At 63.3% G+C, this 20,772-nt stretch carries 19 protein-coding genes; 8 read left to right on the top strand and 11 right to left on the bottom strand.

Translation table 11 applies throughout. The annotated features are described in order from the left end of the window. Positions 1-22 precede the first annotated feature (22 nt). A complete protein-coding gene (locus HS968_RS20405) occupies positions 23-1,132 on the top strand; it encodes an NADH:flavin oxidoreductase (RefSeq protein ID WP_182368451.1) in 1,110 nt (369 codons plus the stop codon). A gap of 125 nt (positions 1,133-1,257) precedes the next feature. Here HS968_RS20405 and HS968_RS20400 read toward each other — a convergent pair whose 3' ends face one another. Further along, positions 1,258-2,460 carry a glycosyltransferase family 4 protein gene (locus tag HS968_RS20400; RefSeq protein WP_182368450.1) on the bottom strand — a complete coding sequence of 401 codons (1,203 nt, stop codon included), beginning with the start codon at positions 2,458-2,460 and terminating at the stop codon, positions 1,258-1,260. 58 nt (positions 2,461-2,518) lie between these two features. Continuing rightward, entirely contained in the window at positions 2,519-3,421 is a 903-nt protein-coding gene (gene bsrA, locus HS968_RS20395; RefSeq protein WP_182368449.1) for a LysR family transcriptional regulator BsrA, read from the bottom strand. A 79-nt stretch (positions 3,422-3,500) separates the two neighbouring features. On the opposite strand from bsrA, the gene HS968_RS20390 reads away from it, so the two are divergent. Further along, positions 3,501-4,610: an SRPBCC family protein gene (locus HS968_RS20390; protein ID WP_182368448.1), complete on the top strand. Its 1,110-nt coding sequence runs from the start codon at positions 3,501-3,503 to the stop codon at positions 4,608-4,610. On the opposite strand, the gene cysZ is transcribed toward HS968_RS20390, so the two are convergent. Then, positions 4,584-5,348 (bottom strand): sulfate transporter CysZ, encoded by a 765-nt coding sequence (gene cysZ / locus HS968_RS20385; protein WP_119695400.1) that lies wholly within the window; start codon positions 5,346-5,348, stop codon positions 4,584-4,586. The genes HS968_RS20390 and cysZ overlap by 27 nt on opposite strands. Before the next feature lie 271 nt (positions 5,349-5,619). On the opposite strand from cysZ, the gene trxB reads away from it, so the two are divergent. After that, positions 5,620-6,567 (top strand): thioredoxin-disulfide reductase, encoded by a 948-nt coding sequence (gene trxB / locus HS968_RS20380; protein ID WP_119695401.1) that lies wholly within the window; start codon positions 5,620-5,622, stop codon positions 6,565-6,567. 94 nt (positions 6,568-6,661) lie between these two features. Here trxB and HS968_RS20375 read toward each other — a convergent pair whose 3' ends face one another. Continuing rightward, positions 6,662-7,606, bottom strand: a complete 945-nt coding sequence (locus HS968_RS20375; RefSeq protein WP_182368446.1) for a GlxA family transcriptional regulator — start codon at positions 7,604-7,606, stop codon at positions 6,662-6,664. 196 nt (positions 7,607-7,802) lie between these two features. Here HS968_RS20375 and HS968_RS20370 point away from each other — a divergent pair, with 196 nt between their 5' ends. The 4 genes from HS968_RS20370 to HS968_RS20355 all read left to right on the top strand — a co-directional run bounded on the left by HS968_RS20370 (position 7,803) and on the right by HS968_RS20355 (position 10,371). Continuing rightward, positions 7,803-8,273 carry a nuclear transport factor 2 family protein gene (locus HS968_RS20370; RefSeq protein ID WP_119695403.1) on the top strand — a complete coding sequence of 157 codons (471 nt, stop codon included), beginning with the start codon at positions 7,803-7,805 and terminating at the stop codon, positions 8,271-8,273. Between the two features lie 100 nt (positions 8,274-8,373). Then, positions 8,374-9,093, top strand: a complete 720-nt coding sequence (gene pcsA / locus HS968_RS20365) for a phosphatidylcholine synthase (protein ID WP_119695404.1) — start codon at positions 8,374-8,376, stop codon at positions 9,091-9,093. Continuing rightward, positions 9,090-9,371 (top strand): GIY-YIG nuclease family protein, encoded by a 282-nt coding sequence (locus HS968_RS20360; protein WP_106736948.1) that lies wholly within the window; start codon positions 9,090-9,092, stop codon positions 9,369-9,371. Before pcsA ends, HS968_RS20360 begins: the two co-directional genes overlap by 4 nt. Positions 9,372-9,435: 64 nt before the next feature. Continuing rightward, positions 9,436-10,371: a glutathione S-transferase family protein gene (locus tag HS968_RS20355; RefSeq protein WP_182368445.1), complete on the top strand. Its 936-nt coding sequence runs from the start codon at positions 9,436-9,438 to the stop codon at positions 10,369-10,371. Positions 10,372-10,377: 6 nt separating this feature from the next. Here the strand turns inward: HS968_RS20355 and eutC are convergent, their stop codons facing one another. From eutC to exaC, 4 genes are all read right to left on the bottom strand, one after another. Next, on the bottom strand, positions 10,378-11,190 hold the full coding sequence (gene eutC / locus HS968_RS20350) for an ethanolamine ammonia-lyase subunit EutC (RefSeq protein ID WP_182368444.1): 813 nt from the start codon (positions 11,188-11,190) through the stop codon (positions 10,378-10,380). A 15-nt stretch (positions 11,191-11,205) separates the two neighbouring features. Then, a complete protein-coding gene (locus HS968_RS20345) occupies positions 11,206-12,600 on the bottom strand; it encodes an ethanolamine ammonia-lyase subunit EutB (protein WP_182368443.1) in 1,395 nt (464 codons plus the stop codon). Between the two features lie 75 nt (positions 12,601-12,675). Next, the gene (gene eutH, locus HS968_RS20340; protein ID WP_179622425.1) at positions 12,676-13,935 is read right to left on the bottom strand and encodes an ethanolamine utilization protein EutH; all 1,260 of its coding nucleotides are present in this window, start codon (positions 13,933-13,935) and stop codon (positions 12,676-12,678) included. Positions 13,936-14,097: 162 nt separating this feature from the next. After that, on the bottom strand, positions 14,098-15,618 hold the full coding sequence (gene exaC / locus HS968_RS20335) for an acetaldehyde dehydrogenase ExaC (RefSeq protein WP_179622424.1): 1,521 nt from the start codon (positions 15,616-15,618) through the stop codon (positions 14,098-14,100). A gap of 341 nt (positions 15,619-15,959) precedes the next feature. Here exaC and qhpR point away from each other — a divergent pair, with 341 nt between their 5' ends. Continuing rightward, positions 15,960-17,039, top strand: coding sequence for an AraC-like transcriptional regulator QhpR (gene qhpR / locus HS968_RS20330; RefSeq protein ID WP_182368441.1), 1,080 nt, complete (start codon positions 15,960-15,962; stop codon positions 17,037-17,039). Positions 17,040-17,255: 216 nt separating this feature from the next. Here the strand turns inward: qhpR and HS968_RS20325 are convergent, their stop codons facing one another. The 3 genes from HS968_RS20325 to HS968_RS20315 all read right to left on the bottom strand — a co-directional run bounded on the left by HS968_RS20325 (position 17,256) and on the right by HS968_RS20315 (position 20,295). Beyond that, positions 17,256-17,576, bottom strand: coding sequence for a glutaredoxin family protein (locus HS968_RS20325; protein ID WP_182368440.1), 321 nt, complete (start codon positions 17,574-17,576; stop codon positions 17,256-17,258). A gap of 232 nt (positions 17,577-17,808) precedes the next feature. Next, positions 17,809-18,816, bottom strand: a complete 1,008-nt coding sequence (gene yejK / locus HS968_RS20320) for a nucleoid-associated protein YejK (protein ID WP_182368439.1) — start codon at positions 18,814-18,816, stop codon at positions 17,809-17,811. A 138-nt stretch (positions 18,817-18,954) separates the two neighbouring features. Then, positions 18,955-20,295, bottom strand: a complete 1,341-nt coding sequence (locus tag HS968_RS20315) for a TAXI family TRAP transporter solute-binding subunit (RefSeq protein WP_182368438.1) — start codon at positions 20,293-20,295, stop codon at positions 18,955-18,957. Positions 20,296-20,772: the final 477 nt, after the last annotated feature.

Raw genomic sequence — 20,772 nt, 5'->3', positions numbered from 1 at the left:
GTTCAACCCCAGAGGAAAGATGATGAGCGCTCCCGTTCAAGCCCTGTTCGCCCCGTTCCGCCTCGGTAACCTGGAGCTGCCGACCCGTGTGGTCATGGCGCCGATGACCCGCTCCTTCTCGCCCGGTGGCGTGCCCAACGCCAAGGTCGTCGAGTATTACCGTCGCCGTGCCGCCGCGGGCGTGGGCCTGATCGTCACCGAGGGCACCACCGTCGGTCACAAGGCCGCCAACGGCTACCCGAACGTGCCGCGTTTCTACGGTGAAGACGCCCTGGCCGGTTGGAAGCAGGTGGTCGATGCCGTGCATGCCGAAGGTGGCAAGATCGTCCCGCAGCTCTGGCATGTGGGTAACGTGCGCAAGCTGGGCACCGAGCCGGATGCCAGCGTGCCCGGTTATGGCCCGATGGAGAAGGTCAAGGACGGCCAGGTGGTCGTGCATGGCATGACCCAGGCCGATATCGACGAGGTGATCGCAGCCTTCGCTCAGGCTGCGCGCGACGCCAAGGCCATCGGCATGGACGGCGTGGAGATTCATGGTGCCCACGGTTACCTGATCGACCAGTTCTTCTGGGACGGCAGCAACCAGCGTACCGACCAATATGGGGGTGACCTGGCGGCACGTTCGCGTTTCGCCATCGAGCTGATCCAGGCGGTGCGCGCGGCGGTCGGCCCGGACTTCCCGATCATCCTGCGTTACTCGCAGTGGAAGCAGCAGGACTACACCGCACGCCTGGTGCAAACCCCGGAGCAACTGGAAGCCTTCCTCAAGCCACTGTCCGATGCCGGCGTGGACATCTTCCATTGTTCGACCCGCCGTTTCTGGGAGCCGGAGTTCGAAGGCTGCGACCTCAACCTGGCCGGCTGGACGCGCAAGCTCACCGGCAAGCCGACCATCACCGTCGGTAGCGTCGGCCTGGATGGCGAATTCCTGCAGTTCATGGTCAAGACCGACAAGGTGGCCGAGCCGGCCAGCCTGGAAAACCTGCTTGAGCGCCTGAACAAGGAGGAGTTCGACTTGGTTGCCGTGGGCCGTGCGCTGCTGGTCGACCCGGATTGGGCGCTGAAGGTGCGTGAAGGCCGCGAGCAGGACATTCTGCCGTTCAGCCGCGATGCGCTGACCACGCTGGTCTGAGTCCGTTTCTATCGGGCGCCGCGATCCGGCGCCCCGTTTCAGCCCCGGCACATCGGGGCTTTTTTACGTCCGCATGTTTTGAGCGGATGTGATCACGTAGGGTGGTTGTAACCCGCCAGATTGTCTCAGTGGCGGGTTTCACCCGCCCTACTGGCAAGCTCCGTGTGGACGCTGAGTTGCGCCTGAGGTTGCATGGCGCTGCGCAGGTGTTGTTCGAACAGCGTGACGATGCCATCCCAACTCAGGTGGCTGGCATGTCGGCGGGCATTGAGGCGGATGCGGCGCAGTACCTCTGCATCTTCCAACAGCTCGCAGGCCGCTTCGCAGAAGCCGGCCTCGTCGCCAGGGCGGGCAAGCATGCCGTTGTGCCTGTGATGAATATGCTGAGCGGCTGCCGCCTGGTCGAACGCCACCACGCCGAGGCTCGATGCCAGGGCCTCCAATACCACGTTGCCGAAGGTTTCCGAGAGGCTGGGGAACAGGAACAGATCGCCAGAGGCATAGTGCATGGCCAGCGTCTCACTGCGCTGCAGGCCACAGAACTGCGCCTCCGGCAATTGCGTCTGCAGGCTGGCGCGCAGTGGCCCGTCGCCAACCAGAATCAACCTCATACGGCGCTGGGGATGGGCTGTCTGCAGGGCCTGGAAGGCTTTTACCAGCAGACCGAGGTTCTTCTCTGCCGCCAGGCGACCGACATGCAGCACGGCCAGATCAGCCGGCCCCAGGCCCCAGCTTTCGCGCAGGGCGTCGCTGCGTCTGCGTGGGTGGAACAGCTGGCTGTCGACACCCCGCGCGAGCAGGGCCAGGCGTTCGAAATCACGGCGTTCGAGATCGACCTTCTGGCCGATGCTTGGCACCAGCGTGAGCTGCGTGCGGTTGTGGAACCAGCGCAGGTAGTTGGTCATCGCCCGTGTCAGCAGGCCGATGCCGTAGTGCCCGGTGTACTGCTGGAAGTTGGTGTGAAAACCGCTGACCACCGGGATCGCCAGGCGCCTGGCGGCGCGCAGTGCGGACAGGCCCAGCGGGCCTTCGGTGGCGATATAGAGTACATCCGGGCGTTGTCGCTGCCAGCGCCTGAGTAATTTGTGCAGCGATGACTGGCCCCATTGTAGACCGGGATAGCCGGGTAGCGGCCAACCGCGGGTGAGCAGCAGATCGCTGCCCGTTTCCTGCTCCTGGTCGACTTCCTGGCGTGGTCGTACCAGCTGCACGTGATGACCACGACCACGCAGACCGTCGACCAGGCGGCCGAGGGTATTGGCTACGCCGTTGATTTCCGGCGGGAAGGTTTCGCTGATCAGCGCGATATGCAGAGAAGGTGCGTTCATGCATGCAGTCTCTGCCCAGGTCATGTAGTGAACATGACGTTTTGATTGCGCTTATATGTCAGGCGAGCAGGCCGTGCAGTTGTTCACGCAGCCAGCTGTGCGCCGGATCATGGTGCTGCTGGCGATGCCAGATCAGGCTGATCTGCACGGCAGGCATGTCGAAGGGCAGCGGCGCCACCTGCAGCGCGAACATCGGCGCGAAGGCTTCGGCCAGGCGCGCCGGCACGGTGCCGAGCAAGTTGGTTTGGGCGACGATGGCGGGAATCGGCAGGTAATTGGGCAGATGCAGCGCCGCCTGACGTCTGACCTTGGCCGAGCCCAGGACGATTTCCAGTGGTGAGCCACGTCCTGCTCGCGGCGTAACGAGCACATGGCGGGCCTGCTGGTAATCCATGAGACTCAGGCCGCCGACGAACGCCGGATGATCCTTGCGCCCGATCACCACCAGCGCCTCTTCACGCAGGGGCGAATAGCGCAGGTCAGGCGAGTCGAAATGCAGGTAGTCGATGGCAATGTCCAGGGCGCCACTCTCCAGGCGCGCGAGCAGGTTGTCGGCATCGTCATGCTGCGCCACCAGTTCCACCTGCGGCGCGACGCGGGCCAGATGTGCTTGCAGCATCGGCAGCAGCGCAGCCTGGGCGTAGTCGTTGAGCGACAGGTTGAACACGTGCGCGGCCTGCACATCGAAGGGTTCCGCGGGGCCGAGACCAGTCAACAGCAGCTGCAGCGCCTGGCGCACGGGCGGGTAAAGCGTTTGGGCACGTGCGGTTGGCGTCATACCGCGAGCGGTACGCTGGAATAGCTCCTCGCCCAGTTGCTGGCGCAGGCGGGCGAGGGCATTGCTCACCGTCGACTGGCTCAGGTGCAGACGCTGGGCCGCGCGGGTCAGATTGCCTTCCTGCATCAGGGCATCGAAGACCAGTAGCAGGTTTAGGTCGAGCTGGCGCAAATTCGTTATCACGGATAATGCTCTTTTCAACTATCCATTATTCGAATGATTCGGCCGCGCCTAGACTGCTGTCAATCCACAGGAGAGCGCCATGGCCTACAACAACGACAATGCCCAGGCTTTTCGCAGCGATTACCGGGCTGCCATCCATCCGCTATACAACCCCTGGCTGCACGCCGCGTTCGTGCTGGCCTATGGGCTGCTTTGCATCGGCTTGCTCTGGAGCACATTGGAAACCGTGGCGCCCTGGCAATGGCTGCTGGTGCCGGCCACGCTGGTGTTCTTCAGTTGGGGTGAATACCAGGTGCACAAACGGCTCGGCCATAACAAGACACGCTTCGGCAAACTCTTCTACAAACGTCACACCGGTGACCACCACAGTTTCTTCGTCGAGACGCTGATGCCCTACGAAACGGCGCGCGACTGGCGCGTGATCCTGTTCCCGGCCTGGCTTATCGTACTCTTCAGTCTGCCTACGTTCGCCGCCTGGTGGCTGCTGTCTCAGCTCGACGGCAACTTCGCCGCGCTGTTCGCCGGCAGCATGCTGCTGGGCTATATGAGTTACGAAGTGGTGCATGCCTGCGAACATCTTCCGGCCGAACACCCGGTGTCGCGCTTGCCTTGGATTCGCCAGATGCGCCGTCTGCATGCGCTGCACCATCGCCGTGAGCTGATGCATTCGCGCAACTTCGGCATCGTCCATCCGCTGATGGACTGGCTGTACGGGACTCTGCACTGGGAGCCGGAGGTGATTCATCAGCAGAACCGCCAGCAGCACCGAATCCGCATCGCCCAGCCTACCGAGCACGTGCTGGAATACGCCGCGGCGCCGAGCCACTGGCCGCAGTGGCACCCGTCGTCACTGCGTATCTACGGTCGCGAGGGGGCGCTGTTCGCGGGCGAGCGATTCGAAGAAGACATTCATGCCGGTGGCCGTGCCGGGCATCTGCGCTGGGACGTGCTCGACTATCAGCCCGGCCAGCGTTGGCAGGCCAGCGCGCGTGGCGATCATGGCCTGCAATTGCTGTTGACCTACGAGTGCGTGTCGCTTGAGGACGGCTGCGAGTTCGTGCGCACCCTCGAGTACGGTTTCGACGGCTGGCTGATGCGCGTGGTGAACGCCCTGTTCATGCACCGCCGCGTCGAGCGTGAGTCGCAGGCGTCGATGCGGGCGTTACACGATGTCCTTGCGCGAACCTAGCGCCTGCTCACCGCGCTCGCGCACCCAGAACAAGGTGGCACCGGCCACTGCCGCCGGCATCATCAGGATGTTCAGCCCCGGCACCAGCAGCGCGGCGTAGGTGATGCCGCCGAAGCTCAGGCTCTGCCAGCGTTTTTCGCGCAGCCAGGCGAGCATGTCCTGCCAGCTCATCTTGTTGTTGTCCGCCGGGTAGTCGATGTACTGCACGGCCATCATCCACACGCCGAACAGTAGCCACAGTGGCGCAGCGATCAGGTTCACCACCGGTATGAAGCTGAGGATCAGCAGGCCGATGGCGCGTGGCAGAAAGTAGGCCAGCTTGCGCATCTCGCGGCCCATGGTGCGCGGCACCATGGCGGCCAGTTCGCCCCAACTGAACGGCGGAAAGTGATCCTCGCCGCGCGCCACCACCTCGACCTTTTCCGCGAGAAAACCGTTGAACGGCGCGGCGATGATGTTGGCCAGCATGGTGAAGGTGAAGAACACCATCAGCAGCACCAGTACCACGAACAGTGGCCAGAGGATGTACTGGAGAAAGCTCAGCCAACTCGGCAGGGTGGGCATGAAGGTGTCGACCCAACCGCTGAACTGCTGCACGGCAAAGCTGATCATGGTGACGAACAGGATCAGATTGACCGCCAGTGGTAGCAGTACGAACAGGCGCAGGCCAGGGCTGAGTACCAGCTTCAGGCCTTCTCGCAGGTATTGCGGGCCGGACAGAACGGGAGCGGCAGGCATGGCGGTCTCCTGAGTGGTTGATGCGCGCGACCATACCGACTTCGTCGGCGCGGCGAAAGTTCAGCCATGGGCGAGGTTCAACGCCAGCGGCAATAGGCGAATTCTATTCGCGAAATTGGCAATGGATATTTCCGCTTCGTCAGCCGCATCGATAGCCTTGCGCACAGTTTCCCTTTTGCGGGGCTCTCATCCTTCCAAGCCTTCCCCTAGTGCTTCGAGAGTCCCTTTTTATTCTGGCCTGCTGGCCCTGTGGGCCTGCGAGGAGATAGCGATGTCTGTCGTTCGTCATGCCCGCGTCATCATCCTGGGTTCCGGCCCCGCCGGTTACAGCGCAGCGGTCTATGCTGCGCGCGCCAACCTGAAGCCACTGCTGATCACCGGCATTCAGGCGGGTGGTCAGCTCACTACCACCACCGAGGTGGACAACTGGCCTGGCGATGCCCATGGCCTTACCGGCCCGGCGCTGATGCAGCGTATGCAGGAGCACGCCGAGCGCTTCGATACCGAGATCGTCTTCGACCATATCAACGCCGTGGATCTGGCCGGCAAACCCTTTACCCTGGTTGGCGACAGCGGCACCTATAGCTGCGACGCGCTGATCATCGCTACCGGTGCCAGTGCGCGTTACCTGGGCTTGCCCAGTGAAGAGGCGTTCATGGGCCGCGGCGTTTCGGCATGTGCAACCTGCGACGGTTTCTTCTACCGCGGTCGTGAGGTCGCGGTGGTCGGTGGTGGTAACACGGCTGTAGAGGAGGCGCTGTACCTGGCCAATATCGCCAGCAAGGTGACCCTGATTCACCGCCGTAATGGCTTCCGTGCCGAGAAAATCCTGCAGAACAAGCTGCAAGAGCGCGTGGCCGAGGGCAAGATCGAGCTGCAACTGAATGCCGAGGTGGACGAGGTGCTGGGTGATGCCAGTGGCGTTACCGGCGTGCGCCTGAAGCAATACGGTGGTGCCTACCGCGAGCTGAGTGTCGAAGGGCTGTTCGTCGCCATCGGTCACACCCCCAACACCAGTCTGTTCGAAGGTCAGCTGGCGCTGAAGGACGGCTATCTGGTGGTCAACGGCGGACGCGAAGGCAATGCCACCGCGACCAGTATTCCTGGCGTGTTCGCTGCCGGTGACGTGGCCGATTCGGTCTATCGACAGGCGATTACCTCGGCCGGTGCCGGTTGCATGGCGGCGCTGGATGTCGAGCGCTATCTCGACGGCCATTGATCGAATAGTGCAGTTAACGAGGCCCGCCAATCGGCGGGCCTTTTTTTGTCGGGATGACAGCGCGAAACGCTCTGGGTGCAAAGGTTTTCGTTGTCTAAACGCCACGCTGCATACGTTTACGAAAGGCCCCGGGTGTTTCGCCGCAAAGCTGTTTGAAGCGCTTGGCGAAGGTGGCGCGGTCGGCGAAGCCGATCTGGCTGGCGATCTGTTCCAGCGACTGGCCCGAGCTTGCCAGCGTTTGCTGCGCCAGGCTGATGCGCAAGCGCTGCAGGTAGTCGCCAGGCGTCAGTCCGGTGGTGTGTTTGAAACGGCGCAGCAGGGTGCGGGGCGAGCAGTGCGCCTGCTGCGCAAGGCGGTTCAGGTCGATCGCTTCGGCGTGATGCTCGCGTAGCCAGCTCAGTACCGGCAGTAGCGTGCTGTCATCGATGGCGGGCAATAACGGTGCGAAACGCGTCTGTGTGCCGCGTTGACGTTCGATCACCATGGCGCTGGCCACCTGCTGGGCCAGCCATTCGCCCGCATGCAGGGCAATCAGATGCAGGCACAGATCGAGCCCTGCCTGGGCGCCGCCGGAGCAGAACAGCGGGCCGTCTTCGGTGAGCAGCAGGTCGCTGCGCAGGTTCACCTGGGGATAGTGCCGGGCGAAGGCTTCGGCCAGCGCCCAATGAGTGGTCGCCTGGCGTCCATCGAGCAGCCCGGCCGCCGCCAACAGGAAGGCGCTGCTGCACAGGCTGGCCACCTGTTGTTCGCCACGCTGCGCCAGCCAAGGCAGCAGCCTGGCGTTGTTTTCCAGCGTTCGGCTGATGGCACTGCCGGTGGCGGGCACTATCAGCAGGTCGGCCTGCTCGGCCAGAAGTAGGCCGCCATCGACCTGTATCTGGGCGAACTCCAGCTGCACCGGTTCTCCGTCCAGGCTGAAGCGCTGAACCAGAAAACAGGCTGTGCCCGCCAGGCGATTGGCCAGGCTGAAGGCATCCTGCGCCATGCTCAGGCTGGAGCAGACGGTTTGCGGGCAGACGTACAGCGCGATGCGCAGCATGGGAGTACTCTTGATTGAGGTTGGCGATTATTGACACAAAGTTGTCGCTATAGCCAATCGCCATGTCCCCGCCGGACGAACAGACTGAAGTGAACCATCCTTGCGAACGTGTAGGGTGCGCTGTGCGCACCAGTGAGCGACACCGTGACAGCGGTGTGCGCGACGCGCCCTAATGAAAAGCCTGTAGGAGCACCTCATGAGCCACCCCAATGCCGATCTGATCCAGCGCTTCTACAGCGCCTTCCAGAAGCTCGACGCCGAAGCCATGGCCGCCTGCTATGCGGCGGATGTGCGCTTCTCCGACCCGGTTTTCGTCGGTCTGCAAGGCGCGGAGGCAGGGGACATGTGGCGTATGCTTTGCAGCCGTGCCGAGGGCTTCTCGCTGACCTTCGACTCGGTGCATGCCGATGACCATGCCGGTAGCGCCCGCTGGGTCGCCACGTACCGTTTCAGCGCCACGGGGCGGCAGGTGGTCAACCATATCCAGGCCCGCTTCGTCTTCCGTGATGGCTTGATCGTCGAGCACCGTGATCATTTCGACCTGTGGCGCTGGGCTCGCCAGGCGCTAGGGGCCAAAGGGCTGTTGCTAGGCTGGGCGCCGCCGGTTCAGGCTGCCATTCGTCGACAAGCGGCCCGCGGACTGGCCCAGTTTCGGACGGCGCGCTAAGGCAGGCGAAGGAACGCAGTGGTAGGCTAGCCGGTCATAGCCTTCAATAAGAGAGTGCGCACATGGGGTGCCGCATCTCCACTGCCAATCGAGACCTGCCGTGACCGAACTGATCGTAGCCGTAAAACAGGCCAAGGCCTGGGGGGTGCATGCCGTCACTGCCAGTGGTGTGATTCTCGCCCTGCTGGCGTTGCTCGCCGTGCTCGACGGCCAGCCCAAACAGTGTCTGATGTGGCTGGGACTGGCGCTGCTGGTCGATGGCCTGGATGGCTCCCTGGCGCGACGTTACGACGTCAAGGGAGTGTTGCCGCATTTCGATGGCTCGACCCTGGATCTGGTCATCGACTACCTGACCTATGTGTTCATCCCGGCGATCTTCCTTTACCGCTTCATCCCGTTGCCTGAATACACCCCGCTGTTCGCCGTAGGCCTGATTCTGGTGTCGTCGCTGTTCTGCTTCTGCAACCTGAACATGAAGAGCAAGGACAACTACTTCGTTGGCTTCCCGGCGGCCTGGAACGTGGTGGTGCTGTATTTCTACATTCTCGACATCCACCCCTGGGTGACGCTTGGCATCATCGTTCTGCTGGCGGGGCTGACTCTGACCAGGATGAAATTCCTGCACCCGTTCCGCGTACGTCAGTTCATGCCGCTGAACATTCTGGTGACCTTCGTCTGGATGCTCAGCAGCGCCCTGCTGATCCTGCAGTACCCCGTTAGCCAGCCTTGGCTGCTGGCGCTCTGGTGGCTGGCTTCGGCCTATTTCGTCGGTATGTGCCTGTGGCGCTCGGCGCGTGAGTGGTTCCCGGCGCGCGGATGACGGCAGCACTCGACAAGCCCTGGTTCGTCTATCTGGTGCGTACCGCCAATGGTGCGCTGTATTGCGGCATCAGCGACGACCCGCAGCGGCGTTTCGCCCAGCACCAGAGCGGCAAGGGCGCACGCTTCTTTCACACCAGCCCGGCGCTGGCATTGGCTTATGTCGAAGCCTGTGCCGGCAAGGGCGATGCCCTGCGTCGTGAACGTGCGATCAAGCGCCTGAGTAAAACCGCCAAAGAAGCGCTCATTCTGGCCGTTGATGGCGATTCATCAGCCTGAGGCAGTGTGCGCGTCTCGGCCGCGCGGGTAAGCTGGGCGCTTTCGAATCGACGCGGAGCGCGCCATGCACGAGCTGATCCTTCATCACTATCCGACCTCGCCGTTTGCCGAGAAGGCTCGCCTGCTGCTGGGCTTCAAGCAACTGTCCTGGCGTTCGGTGATGATTCCGCCGGTGATGCCCAAACCCGACCTGACCGCGTTGACGGGTGGCTACCGCAAGACTCCGGTACTGCAGATCGGTGCTGACATCTACTGCGATACGGCGCTGATCGCCCGTCGTCTGGAAGCGGAAAAGAGCACGCCGTCACTGTTCCCGGAAGGGCAGGGTTTCAATGCCGCCACACTCGCGCAGTGGGCTGATTCGGTGCTGTTCCAGCATGCGGTATCGCTGGTGTTCGCCCCCGAGTCCATGGCTGTGCGCTTCGCCAAGGTGCCGCCGGAATTCGCCAAGGCTTTCGCCGCCGATCGCGCGGCGCTGTTCTCGGGTGGCACGGCCAGCCGTTTGCCGCTGGAGCAGGCGCGCCACCAATGGCCGGCGCTGATGGGGCGTTTGCAGCAGCAACTGCAGCAGGGCGGGGGAGATTTTCTGTTTGGCGAGCCCTCGATTGCCGATTTCGCCGTTGCCCATCCGTTGTGGTTCCTGCGCGCTACGCCAGTCACTGCGCCGCTGGTTGACGATTATCCGGACGTGGCGGCCTGGTTGGCGCGGGTACTGGGCTTCGGCCATGGTGCGCTCAGCGAGATGAGCAGTGAGGAGGCCATCGCTACTGCCCGCGACGCTCAGCCGGCACCCTTGCCGGACGAGGCGTTCAGCGAGCCCAACGGTTTCAGCGCTGGGCAGCGCGTGGCCATTGCAGCCATCGACTATGGCGTCGATCCGGTCGAGGGCGAATTGGTATTCGCCGGGCGTGAAGAGTTGATCCTGCGGCGTGAGGACGAGCGTGCCGGCGTGGTGCACGTGCATTTCCCACGCCTGGGCTTTCGCATCGAGGCGCGCTGAAGCGCCTCAGTCATGCAGCGGTGGCAGCAGGAAGTTTCCTGGGCCGCCGCCTTCGAGGGTGGGGACTTGCGCCTCATCCTTGAGATCCACTCCGGACAGTTGCCGGCGACAGGCCTCCCGCATCAGGTACATCAGGCGGAAGGTGGCCATGCCGTAGCTGAGCCCCTCCAGGCGCACGTTGGAGATGCAGTTGCGGTAGGCGTCATTGAGGCCGACACGCGGCGCGTAGGTGAAGTACAGGCCTAGGCTGTCTGGTGAGCTGAGGCCGGGGCGTTCGCCGATCAGGATCACCGTCATCTTCGCCCCCAGGCGTTCGCCCACTTCGTCAGCCACGGCGACCCGGCCCTGCTCGACGATGCCGATGGGCGCCAGTGACCAACCTTCCTCCAGCACCTGCTCCAGCAAACGATCGAGAAACGGCAGGCTGTGCCGTTGCACCGCCAGTGACGACAGACCGTCGGCGATGACGATGGCCAGGTCGTAGCCCCGCCCGTGTTTCTCGGTGTAGTCATCGAGCTGGCGCGCCGCGTCTTCGTGCAGGCGCCGGCCCAGATCCGGGCGTTGCAGGTAGGTATGGCGATCCGCCGCGGCGCTACGCAGCACCAGTGTCGGGAGTTGGCGGTCGTGCAGCGCCTCACGCAGGGGCGTGTGTTCGAAGGGCAGGTGCACGGCGTCACGGGCCTGAGCGTGGGCGAACTGGAAATCCAGCTGCGCGGCGGTCGGCAGGCTGGTGCCGGCGCGGCCCAGGGCTATGCGTGCGGGGGTCAGCTGGCGCAGTTGTTGCCAAGGGTTTTCGGTAGCGGGGGATTTGTCTGTCATGGCTATCTCGAATACTCAGGCGAGCTGAGCCAGGGCCTGGCGAAAGGCGGGGGGCAGTTCCTCGCCCATGTGCAGGCGACCACCCTGTTGCTGGAAGATGCCCATACGTGCCAACCAGGCCTCGAACTCTGGTGCGGCGTGCAGGCCGAGCACCTTGCGCGCATAGAGCGCATCGTGGAATGAGGTGGTCTGGTAGTTGAGCATCACGTCGTCGGAACCGGGGATGCCCATGATGAAGTTGATGCCGGCGGCGCCGAGCAGGGTCAGCAACATGTCCATGTCGTCTTGGTCGGCTTCGGCATGGTTGGTGTAGCAGATGTCGCAGCCCATGGGTACGCCGAGCAGCTTGCCGCAGAAGTGATCCTCCAGGCCGGCGCGGATGATCTGCTTGCCGTTGTACAGGTATTCGGGGCCGATGAAGCCGACCACGGTGTTGACCAGGAACGGGTTGTAGTGGCGCGCCACGGCGTAGGCACGGGCCTCGCAGGTCTGCTGGTCGACGCCATGGTGGGCGTTGGCCGACAGCGCGCTGCCCTGGCCGGTTTCGAAGTACATCAGGTTGTTGCCGAGGGTGCCGCGCCCCAGGCTCAGCCCGGCTTCGTAGCCCTCCTGCAGGATCTTGAGGCTGACGCCGAAGCTGGCGTTGGCCGCCTCGGTGCCGGCGATGGACTGGAACACCAGATCCAGCGGTGCGCCGCGCTCGATGGCGGCGATGGAGTTGGTGACGTGGGTCAGCACGCAGGATTGCGTGGGAATCTCGTAGCGCTGGATCACGGCGTCGAGCATTTCCAGCAGGGTGCAGATAGCACTCATGCTGTCGGTGGCCGGGTTGATGCCGATCATGGCATCGCCGTTGCCGTAGAGCAGACCGTCGACCACGCTGGCAGCGATGCCGGCCGGGTCGTCGGTGGGGTGATTGGGTTGCAGGCGCGTGGACATGCGACCGCGCAGGCCCATGGTGTTGCGAAAACGGGTGACCACGCGAATCTTCTGCGCCACCAGCACCAGATCCTGCACGCGCATGATCTTCGATACCGCTGCCGCCATTTCCGGCGTCATGCCCGGCGCCAGGGCGCGCAGGCTGGTTTCGTCGGCGGCGTCGCTGAGCAGCCAGTCGCGTAGTCCGCCCACGGTCAGGTGGCTGACCGGTGCGAAGGCCTGGGCGTCGTGGGTATCGATGATCAGGCGGGTGACTTCGTCGCTTTCGTACGGAATCAGCGCTTCATGCAGGAAGTTCTTCAGCGGCACGTCGGCCAGGGTCATCTGTGCGGCTGCCCGTTCGGCATCGCTGCTGGCCGCGACGCCGGCGAGGTAGTCGCCGGAGCGTGCCGGCGTGGCCTTGGCCATCAGCTCGCGCAAGTCGTCGAAGCGCCAGGTCTGGCCACCGATGCTGTGGGAGTAGCTTGCCATGTGTTTCTCCTGAACCAGTCTTTCATGTTCGCCCACGGCGCCTGCCAGGGCAGGCGCCGGGTGTTACGGCAAGTGTCAGGCCGGGCTGACCTGCGGTTTGCCTGCGACCGGGTACTCGTCCTGGTCGATGATGCCGACGGCGCGATCCTGTTTCTCCAACTCCAGTGCCTTGGGCACCGACAGCCAGTAGGCCAGGCCGATGGCGACGAAGCCGGCGATCAGCTTGCCGACCAGTACCGGCAGGATAATGGTCGGCTGGAAGTTGGCGGTGAAGGACAGGTGATCCCCGAGCAGGAAGGCCGCGCAGACGGCGAAGGCAATGTTGATCACCTTGTCTTTCGGCGGCATGAAGCGCACCAGGCGGAACATGGCCAGGATGTTGGCGATGGTGGCGAGCATGCCGGCACTGCCGACGGCGCTCAGGCCGACCTTTCTGCCCAGGCTTTCCAGCGGGCCGCCGAAGTATTTGCGCAGCAGGTAGACCATCGGGAAGGCGCCAGCCAGCATGATGCCGATGTAGCCAGCGGTCTCCAGGGCGCGGGTCTGATCCTCGGCGTCGGCGATGATCGGGTGAAAGCCCCAGCCGCCGAAGACGATGGTGAACACGCCGGTGAAGTATTCGACGATGGAGAACACCAGCACCAGCTTGATCATCGCATCCAGACCGCGACCGAAACCGATGAAACCCTTGATCATCATATCCGGCAGGAAGCGCAGGCCGGCGGCCAGCGCCACGACGAAGACGAAGATCGGCAGCAGATTGGTGAAGATGCTGCCCAGACCCAGTGCCAACTGGTAGGTGGCCTCGCCGTTAGTGGCGACCACTTCACGTACCATCGGATCACTGACCACCAGCAGCACGCTGGCGATCAGCACGCCGACCGGAATGGTCAGGATGCCGGACATGATGCCCAGCGCCATGTACTTGTGGTCGCGCTTGTCGAGCATCGCCAGGCCCATCGGAATGGAGAAGACGATGGTGGCGCCGCCCATGAAGCCGGTGATCAGCGCCATGATCAGCGCTTCCTTGCTCGAGGCCAGAGCCGAGGCCAGGTGATAGCCGCCCATGTCCGAAGCGATGATCATCGTCGCGGCCAGTGCCGGGTCGGCGCCCAGGGCATCGAAGAACGGCCCGCAGGCTTTCTCGATGAGTACCGTGAGATAGGGGATGGAGGCCATGATGCCGGCCGCCGGTACGAAGATGTAACCGGTGGCGTGGATGCCTTCCATGAACTCCTTGCCCAGGCCTTTTTCGCTGTCATAGATGGCTGCGAAAGCCCCCACCACGGCGCAGGCCATGATGATGTAGAGAACGTAATTACCTATCTGATCCATTGCTGTGCCCTGACTGTTTTATTGGATGGCGGGGCGGCTGGGGCTCGCTCGAACGCAGCGCTGCCCGGCCACTTTTCCCAAGAAGGGAAAGGGCGGGCATGCAGGCTGTTCGATGGTGCGAGGGTCGCTCCTTATGCATGGCAGACCGTTGAAAACGGTGGGTTAAAAGAAGCCCAGCGGATTGATGTCGTAGCTCACCAGCAGGTTCTTGGTCTGCTGGTAGTGGTCGAGCATCATCTTGTGGGTTTCGCGGCCAACGCCTGATTTCTTGTAGCCACCGAACGCGGCGTGCGCCGGGTACAGGTGGTAGCAGTTGGTCCATACGCGGCCAGCCTTGATCGCACGGCCCATGCGGTAGGCGACGTTCATGTCGCGGCTCCACACACCGGCGCCCAGGCCGAACTCGGTGTCGTTGGCAATCGCCAGGGCTTCGGCTTCGTCCTTGAAGGTGGTCACACCGATCACCGGGCCGAAGATTTCTTCCTGGAACACGCGCATCTTGTTGGTGCCTTTGAGCAGGGTTGGCTGGATGTAATAGCCGCTGGCCAGGTCACCTTGCAGCTGCTCGGCGGCACCGCCGGTGAGCACCTGGGCGCCTTCCTGCTGAGCGATTTCGAGGTAGCTGAGGATCTTGTCGTACTGCTGCTGTGAAGCCTGGGCGCCGACCATGGTCTCGGTGTCCAGCGGGTTGCCACGCTTGATCTGTTTGACCTTCTTCAGCACTTCGACCATGAAGGCGTCGTAGATCGACTCCTGCACCAGGGCGCGCGACGGGCAGGTGCACACCTCGCCCTGGTTGAAGAAGCCCAGCACCAGACCTTCGGCGGCTTTCTCGATGAAGGCCGGCTCGGCGTTCATGATGTCGGCGAAGAAGATGTTCGGCGATTTGCCACCCAGCTCGACGGTGCTCGGGATGATGTTCTCGGCGGCGCACTTCATGATGTGCGAGCCCACCGGAGTCGAACCGGTGAAGGCGATCTTGGCGATGCGCTTGCTGGTGGCCAGCGACTCGCCGGCTTCGCGGCCGAAGCCCTGAACGATGTTGAGCACGCCCGGCGGCAGCAGGTCGCCGATCAACTCGACGAAGAGCGTGATCGACAGCGGCGTCTGCTCGGCCGGCTTGAGCACGATGGCGTTGCCGGCAGCCAGAGCCGGAGCCAGTTTCCAGGCGGCCATCAGCAGCGGGAAGTTCCACGGGATGATCTGCCCGACCACGCCCAGTGGCTCGTGGAAGTGATAGGCCACGGTGCCTTCGTTGATCTCGGCGGTACTGCCTTCCTGGGCACGGATGCAGCCAGCGAAGTAGCGGAAATGGTCAGCGGCCAGCGGTACGTCGGCGTTCAGCGTCTCACGCACGGCCTTGCCGTTGTCCCAGGTTTCGGCCACGGCCAGCAGTTCGAGGTTGGCTTCGATGCGGTCAGCGATCTTCAGCAGGATGTGCGAGCGCTCCTGCACCGAGGTCTTGCCCCAGGCATCGGCGGCGGCGTGGGCGGCGTCCAGCGCCTTGTCGATGTCGGCGGCGTTGGAGCGAGGGAATTCGGCGATCACCGAGCCGTCGACCGGGCTGGTGTTGGTGAAGTACTGGCCACTGAGCGGGGCGACGAACTCGCCACCGATGTAGTTGCCGTAGCGCGGCTTGAGGGTAATGACGGCGCCTGGGGTACCGGGTTTGGCATAAAGCATGAGCGTTCTCCGAAACAATGTTGTTGTACTTGTGCGTAGCAGGTGAGCTGGAATTTCAGCTGAGGCTCAGGGCGATCATGAGCCGATTTCATGAGCGCAACTTGACTGCGGAGGCGCCGCGCTGTCGTGCAAAGTCAACTTGAGGGGGCCGTGCGTCGGCTGTGTCGTAATGGGTCAAGTCGCTCGCATCGTTGTGGTGCGCGTGTTTCAAAATGACTCACTTGCCAGGTGCGTGTGTGCGCTGATGCAGCGCCCAGGCCTGCTGCGAAGGGCTTTCTGCTTCAGGACGGTGCGGGCGTGGTTCTTGCTTTCTGAAACTGACTGTCACGAAGGAGAACCTGATGAGTGCCTTTCTCTCTCAGGCCAGCGGTGCGCTCGGCGCCTCGCTCTTGTCCGGTGCACCGGCCAATGCGGGTGTGCTGGCGGCGGCGGCGAGCGGCCTGTGCGGTTTCATCGAAAAGCACGGTGGCGATGCCGACCGCATCCTTGGGGTGTCCGGTATCGACCCTGAGTGCCTGCGTCATCCGACCTTGAGCCTGGCGCTGCCCAATTACTGCCAAGTGCTCGAAGAGGCCGCGCACCAGTCCGGCTGCGACAATTTCGGCCTGTACTACGGTCAGCAGTTCAAACCCCAGGCGCTCGGCCTGCTGGGCTATATCGGCTTGTGCTCGGCGACCTTGGAGCAGGCGCTGATCAACTTCTCCCGCGCCTTCCCGCTGCACCAGCGCAACAGCCTGATCCGCCTGGTCGACGAGGGCGAGTGCTACCGTTTCGACTACCAGGTGCGTCATGGCGCCATCCTCAGCCGCCGTCAGGACGCCGAGTTGACCCTGGGCATGGCCCTCAACCTGGTGCGTCATGTGCTCGGCCCGCAGTGGGCACCACGTGCGGTGCACTTCGAGCACCCGCGCCCGGAGCACTGGCACGAGCACTGTAAGGTGTTCGATGCGCCGGTGTACTTCGAGCAGCCGTGCAACTCCCTGCTGATTCCCAAACGCGGCCTCGAGCGTGCCATGCCGGACAGCGACCCGGTCTTGCTGATGGTGATGCAGGACTCGCTGAACCAGATCAGCGCACTGTGCGGTCGTGGCGAACGCGACATGGTCAATGACGTGCGCGAGCAGATTCGCCAGCGCTTGCTGTACGGCGAGCCCGCGCTGGACGATGTCGCGGAAATGCTGGGGATGGCCAGTTGGTCGCTGCAGCGGCGCCTGCGCGAGCAGGGCCTGAGTTTCTCGCAACTGGTGGACAACGTGCGCCGTGAGTTGGCCAACCGCTACCTGCGCCAGCCGCAGTTGCCGATCTCGCACTTGGCGCCGCTGCTCGGCTATTCGGAAACCAGTGCCTTTTCGCGGGCCTTCCGCCGCTGGTTCGGTGTCAGTCCGCGGCAGTGGCGACGTGAGGGTGGTTCGCTGAATTGAGCGGCAGGCGATGCCTCGTTGCGGATTGCCTAGGTTCTGTACGAAAAGTCGTCGAGCGAAGGTCAGGCGATATCGATGGCGGCCCAACAAAAACGGGTGAGGAACGACCGGGGTCGCGTCCGACTTTACGAGCTGTAAATGAGCATTCGACCGGGCTGGCGCTCCAGCCCGTTTTTAACGAAGCATCACCGAGCGCAGGCACTTTTTGTATAGAGCCTAGTAAGCGGCGCGAATGGCACGCACGTCGTAGCCGTGGATGACCTGGCCGCGCATATCTATCACCGGTACGCCGCGCCCGCCCAAGGCCTGATACTGGCTGCGGCCGGTTGCATCGGTCTCGATATTCACTTCGCGATAGGTGATGTCGTCCTCGGCGAACAACTCGCGCGTCTTGGCGCAATAGCCGCACCATTGCGTGGCGTAGAGCACCACCTCACCGCTGGCATTACCGGCCTGCGGCGGGTCGATCCAGCGCTCGATCTTGTCCCAGTGCTGGAACAGGGCCAGGGCTGCGAGTAGCAGCAGAATTGTCTTCATCGTTTCACGTCCTTGTGCAGTGCGCGGTCATCTCAGCCTAAACCGCGCCGGGACGATCCGCCATATCGGCCTGTAGGGTGGGCTTCAGCCCACCAAAAACGCTCTCTGCCTCGTGAGGAAAGCCGGGCACCTTCTTCGGTGGGCTAAAGCCCACTCTACAGAAACTAAAGCGGATCGCCGCCCGGCCCACCCTACAAAAAACAAGCGGATCGCCTGGCCACAAGAGCAGGCATCAATCCTGACGGCGTTTGAGCTGATCCTTCAACTGGGTCGGCAACTGACGAATGATCAGCATGTCGCGGCCCTCGTCGTATTCGATCTTCGAGCCCAGCAGGTGCGCCTCGAAGCTGATCGACAGGCCTTCGGCGCGGCCGGTGAAGCGCTGGAACTGGGTGAGGGTGCGTTTGTCCGCCGGAAATTCCGGGGCCATGCCGTAGTCCTTGTTGCGGATGTGCTCGTAGAAGGCCTTGGGGCGCTCTTCGTCGATCAGCCCGGAAAGCTCTTCCAGGGTGATCGGCTCGCCCAGCTTGGCCTGGCTGGTGGCGTAGCCGACCAGGGTCTTGGTCTTCTCGCGGGCGGAGTCTTCCGGCAGATCCTCACTTTCCACGAAATCGCTGAAGGCCTTGAGCAGGGTGCGGGTTTCGCCGGGGCCGTCGACACCTTCCTGGCAGCCGATGAAGTCGCGGAAGTAGTCGGAGACCTTCTTGCCGTTCTTGCCCTTGATGAACGAGATGTACTGCTTGGACTGCTTGTTGTTCTGCCACTCGCTGATGTTGATGCGTGCTGCCAGGTGCAGTTGGCCGAGATCCAGGTGTTTGGCCGGAGCCACGTCAAGCGCATCGGTCACCGCCACGCCTTCGCTGTGGTGCAGCAGGGTGATGGACAGGTAGTCGGTCATACCCTGCTGGTAGTGCGCCAGCAGCACGTGGCCGCCGGTGGACAGGTTGGACTCTTCCATCAGCTTCTGCAGGTGCTCGACGGCCTGGCGGCTGAAGGCGGTGAAATCCTGCTCGCCATCGAGGTAGGTCTTCAGCCAGCCACTGAACGGGTAGGCGCCGGACTCCTCGTGGAACAGGCCCCAGGCCTTGCCCTGCTTGGCGTTGTAGCTCTCGTTGAGATCGGCCAGCAGGTTCTCCATGGCCTGCGAGCTGGCCAGCTCGCTGTCGCGGGCGTGCAGCACGGCAGGGCTGCCATCGGGCTTCTTGTCGATCAGGTGGACGATGCAGTGGCGGATCGGCATGGCGTTCTCGTGGGCAAATTGAAACAGACGCGCAGTTTACCCGAAGCCGATGGTGGGCGAGTGTCCGGCTGCCATCACTGCGTGGGAGAGGCTTCAGCGGCGACGATCGCGGCTGCAGCCTCTCCCACAGGTTCTGCTCTAGCGTTGTTCCGGCTCCGGCGCGCGCCGTTGCTGCAGCATGCGCAGGCGGTTGATCACGTAGCGCAGGTGCATGTGCAACTCGTACAGCTCGTGGGAGTAGGACAGCGGCACCTCGACCGAGGCCAGTTCATCTTCCAGTTTCTCCAGGCGCTGGATCTCGCTGTCCAGCTCGTCAGGCAAGGAGCCGGCATGCAGCTTGCGGTCGATCTCGCGCAGGTATTTGTACCAGCGGTAGATGCGCGCACGAATGCGCCACTGGTAGATCGGACCGACCGCCTTGAACAGCGGGATCATCACCACGATCAGTGGGATCAGCAGGATGATGTAGCGGTCGGCCAGCGAGGCGATGCGAAACGGCAGGTAGCGCTGCAGGATCGGCAGGCCGTTGCTGTAGTAATGCTCGGCGTCCTTGTGTAACTCGAAGGTGCGCGGCTCGGCGCTGGGGTAGGCGCCGGCGGCATCGAGCAGGTTGCCGTTCTTCATCACTTCGCGGGTGGCGGCGAGAAACAGCGGCACCAGACCAGGGTTGAAGTCTTCGTTGACCACCAGCGTGGCCACTGGCGAGAGGGTGACGATATCGCGATCTGGCGCATTGCAGGCCAGGTCGAGCAGGCCTTCGCCAACCCTTACCTGGGTGAAGAAGGGCAGGCGTGCCTCGTAGGCGGCTGCACGGCGAAAATGCGCCAGGGCGATTTGCGGGTCGGTCGCCAGTTGCTGCACCAGGCTGTTTTCAGCCGGGCCGACGAAGAAGCCGGCGTCCAGCTCGCCAGCCATCAGGGCACGTGCGGCTTTGCCGCCGCCGATGCTCTGCCAGGTCTCGGGATACTGTTCGGGGGTGATGCCATTGGCACCGAGTACGGCATCGCTGGCAGCACGGGTGCCGCTGCCTTCGCCGCCCAGGGCTACGCGCAATGGCTGTAGATCGGCGATGCGGTCGAGGCTGATGTCACGCCGGTAGAACAGCCACAGAGGCTCCTGATAGATCGCGCCGAGGCTGTGCAGACGGTCGCGTTCGGCTTCGCTCAGCTGGCGTTCGAGGCCGCTCTGCACCAGGGCGATTTGCACGTCGGGATCATCGGCCAATAGTTGCTGCAGGTTGTCACGCGAGCCGGAGGTGGGCACCAGCTTCAGGTTGAAACCTTCCTTGGCCAGTTCTTCCTTGAGCTGCTCGGCGAACTGCTGGTAAGCGCCGCCCTGGCTGCCGGTGGCCATGCTGGCGCTCATCGTCGGTGGTGGTGGGACGAACTGGAACAGGGCCCAGACCAATCCAGCCACCACGGGGACGATCCACAGGTTGGCCAGGATCATGATTTTCAGGTCGTTCAGTACGCGGCGCATTGGGCATCCTTTCTGCGGTGTCGATTCAAGGATAGAACCCCTGAGCGACAATGGTCACGCCTTGGCTGTGATGCCGCTCGGGTTACGCCGTTTTCGACTTCCCGCAGGCGAGAAGGTGCAGGTTGCGTCATGCCGGTGATTGTTGACTGCACCAGTGGGGCGACCGCGCGCATAGGGCCAGCTCGGCTTGGGCATCCTGCGTCGCTCTACCTCCTGCATCCATGCAGTCGTCGTGAAGCAATACACCACTGCCATCCTGTAGACGGCATCAATGGCGGGCTGTTCGCTGGCGCTACGAGCGGTCGGCGTCCCGATCCGCCCTACGGACTCGCCAGTGGATCACCCACGTAGGGCGTACTCGCGAAGCAGTACGCCGCTACTATCCCGTAGCCGGCATCAATGGCGGACTGTTCGCTGCGCTACGAGCGGTCGGCGTCCCGATCCGCCCTGCGGACTTGCCAGTGGATCGCCTACGTA

Origin of the sequence: Pseudomonas berkeleyensis (assembly GCF_014109765.1) — a bacterium.
GTDB classification, from domain to species: domain Bacteria; phylum Pseudomonadota; class Gammaproteobacteria; order Pseudomonadales; family Pseudomonadaceae; genus Aquipseudomonas; species Aquipseudomonas berkeleyensis.
Note: the sequence above shows the minus strand (reverse complement) of the source record. Positions and strands in the feature narration are given on the sequence as shown.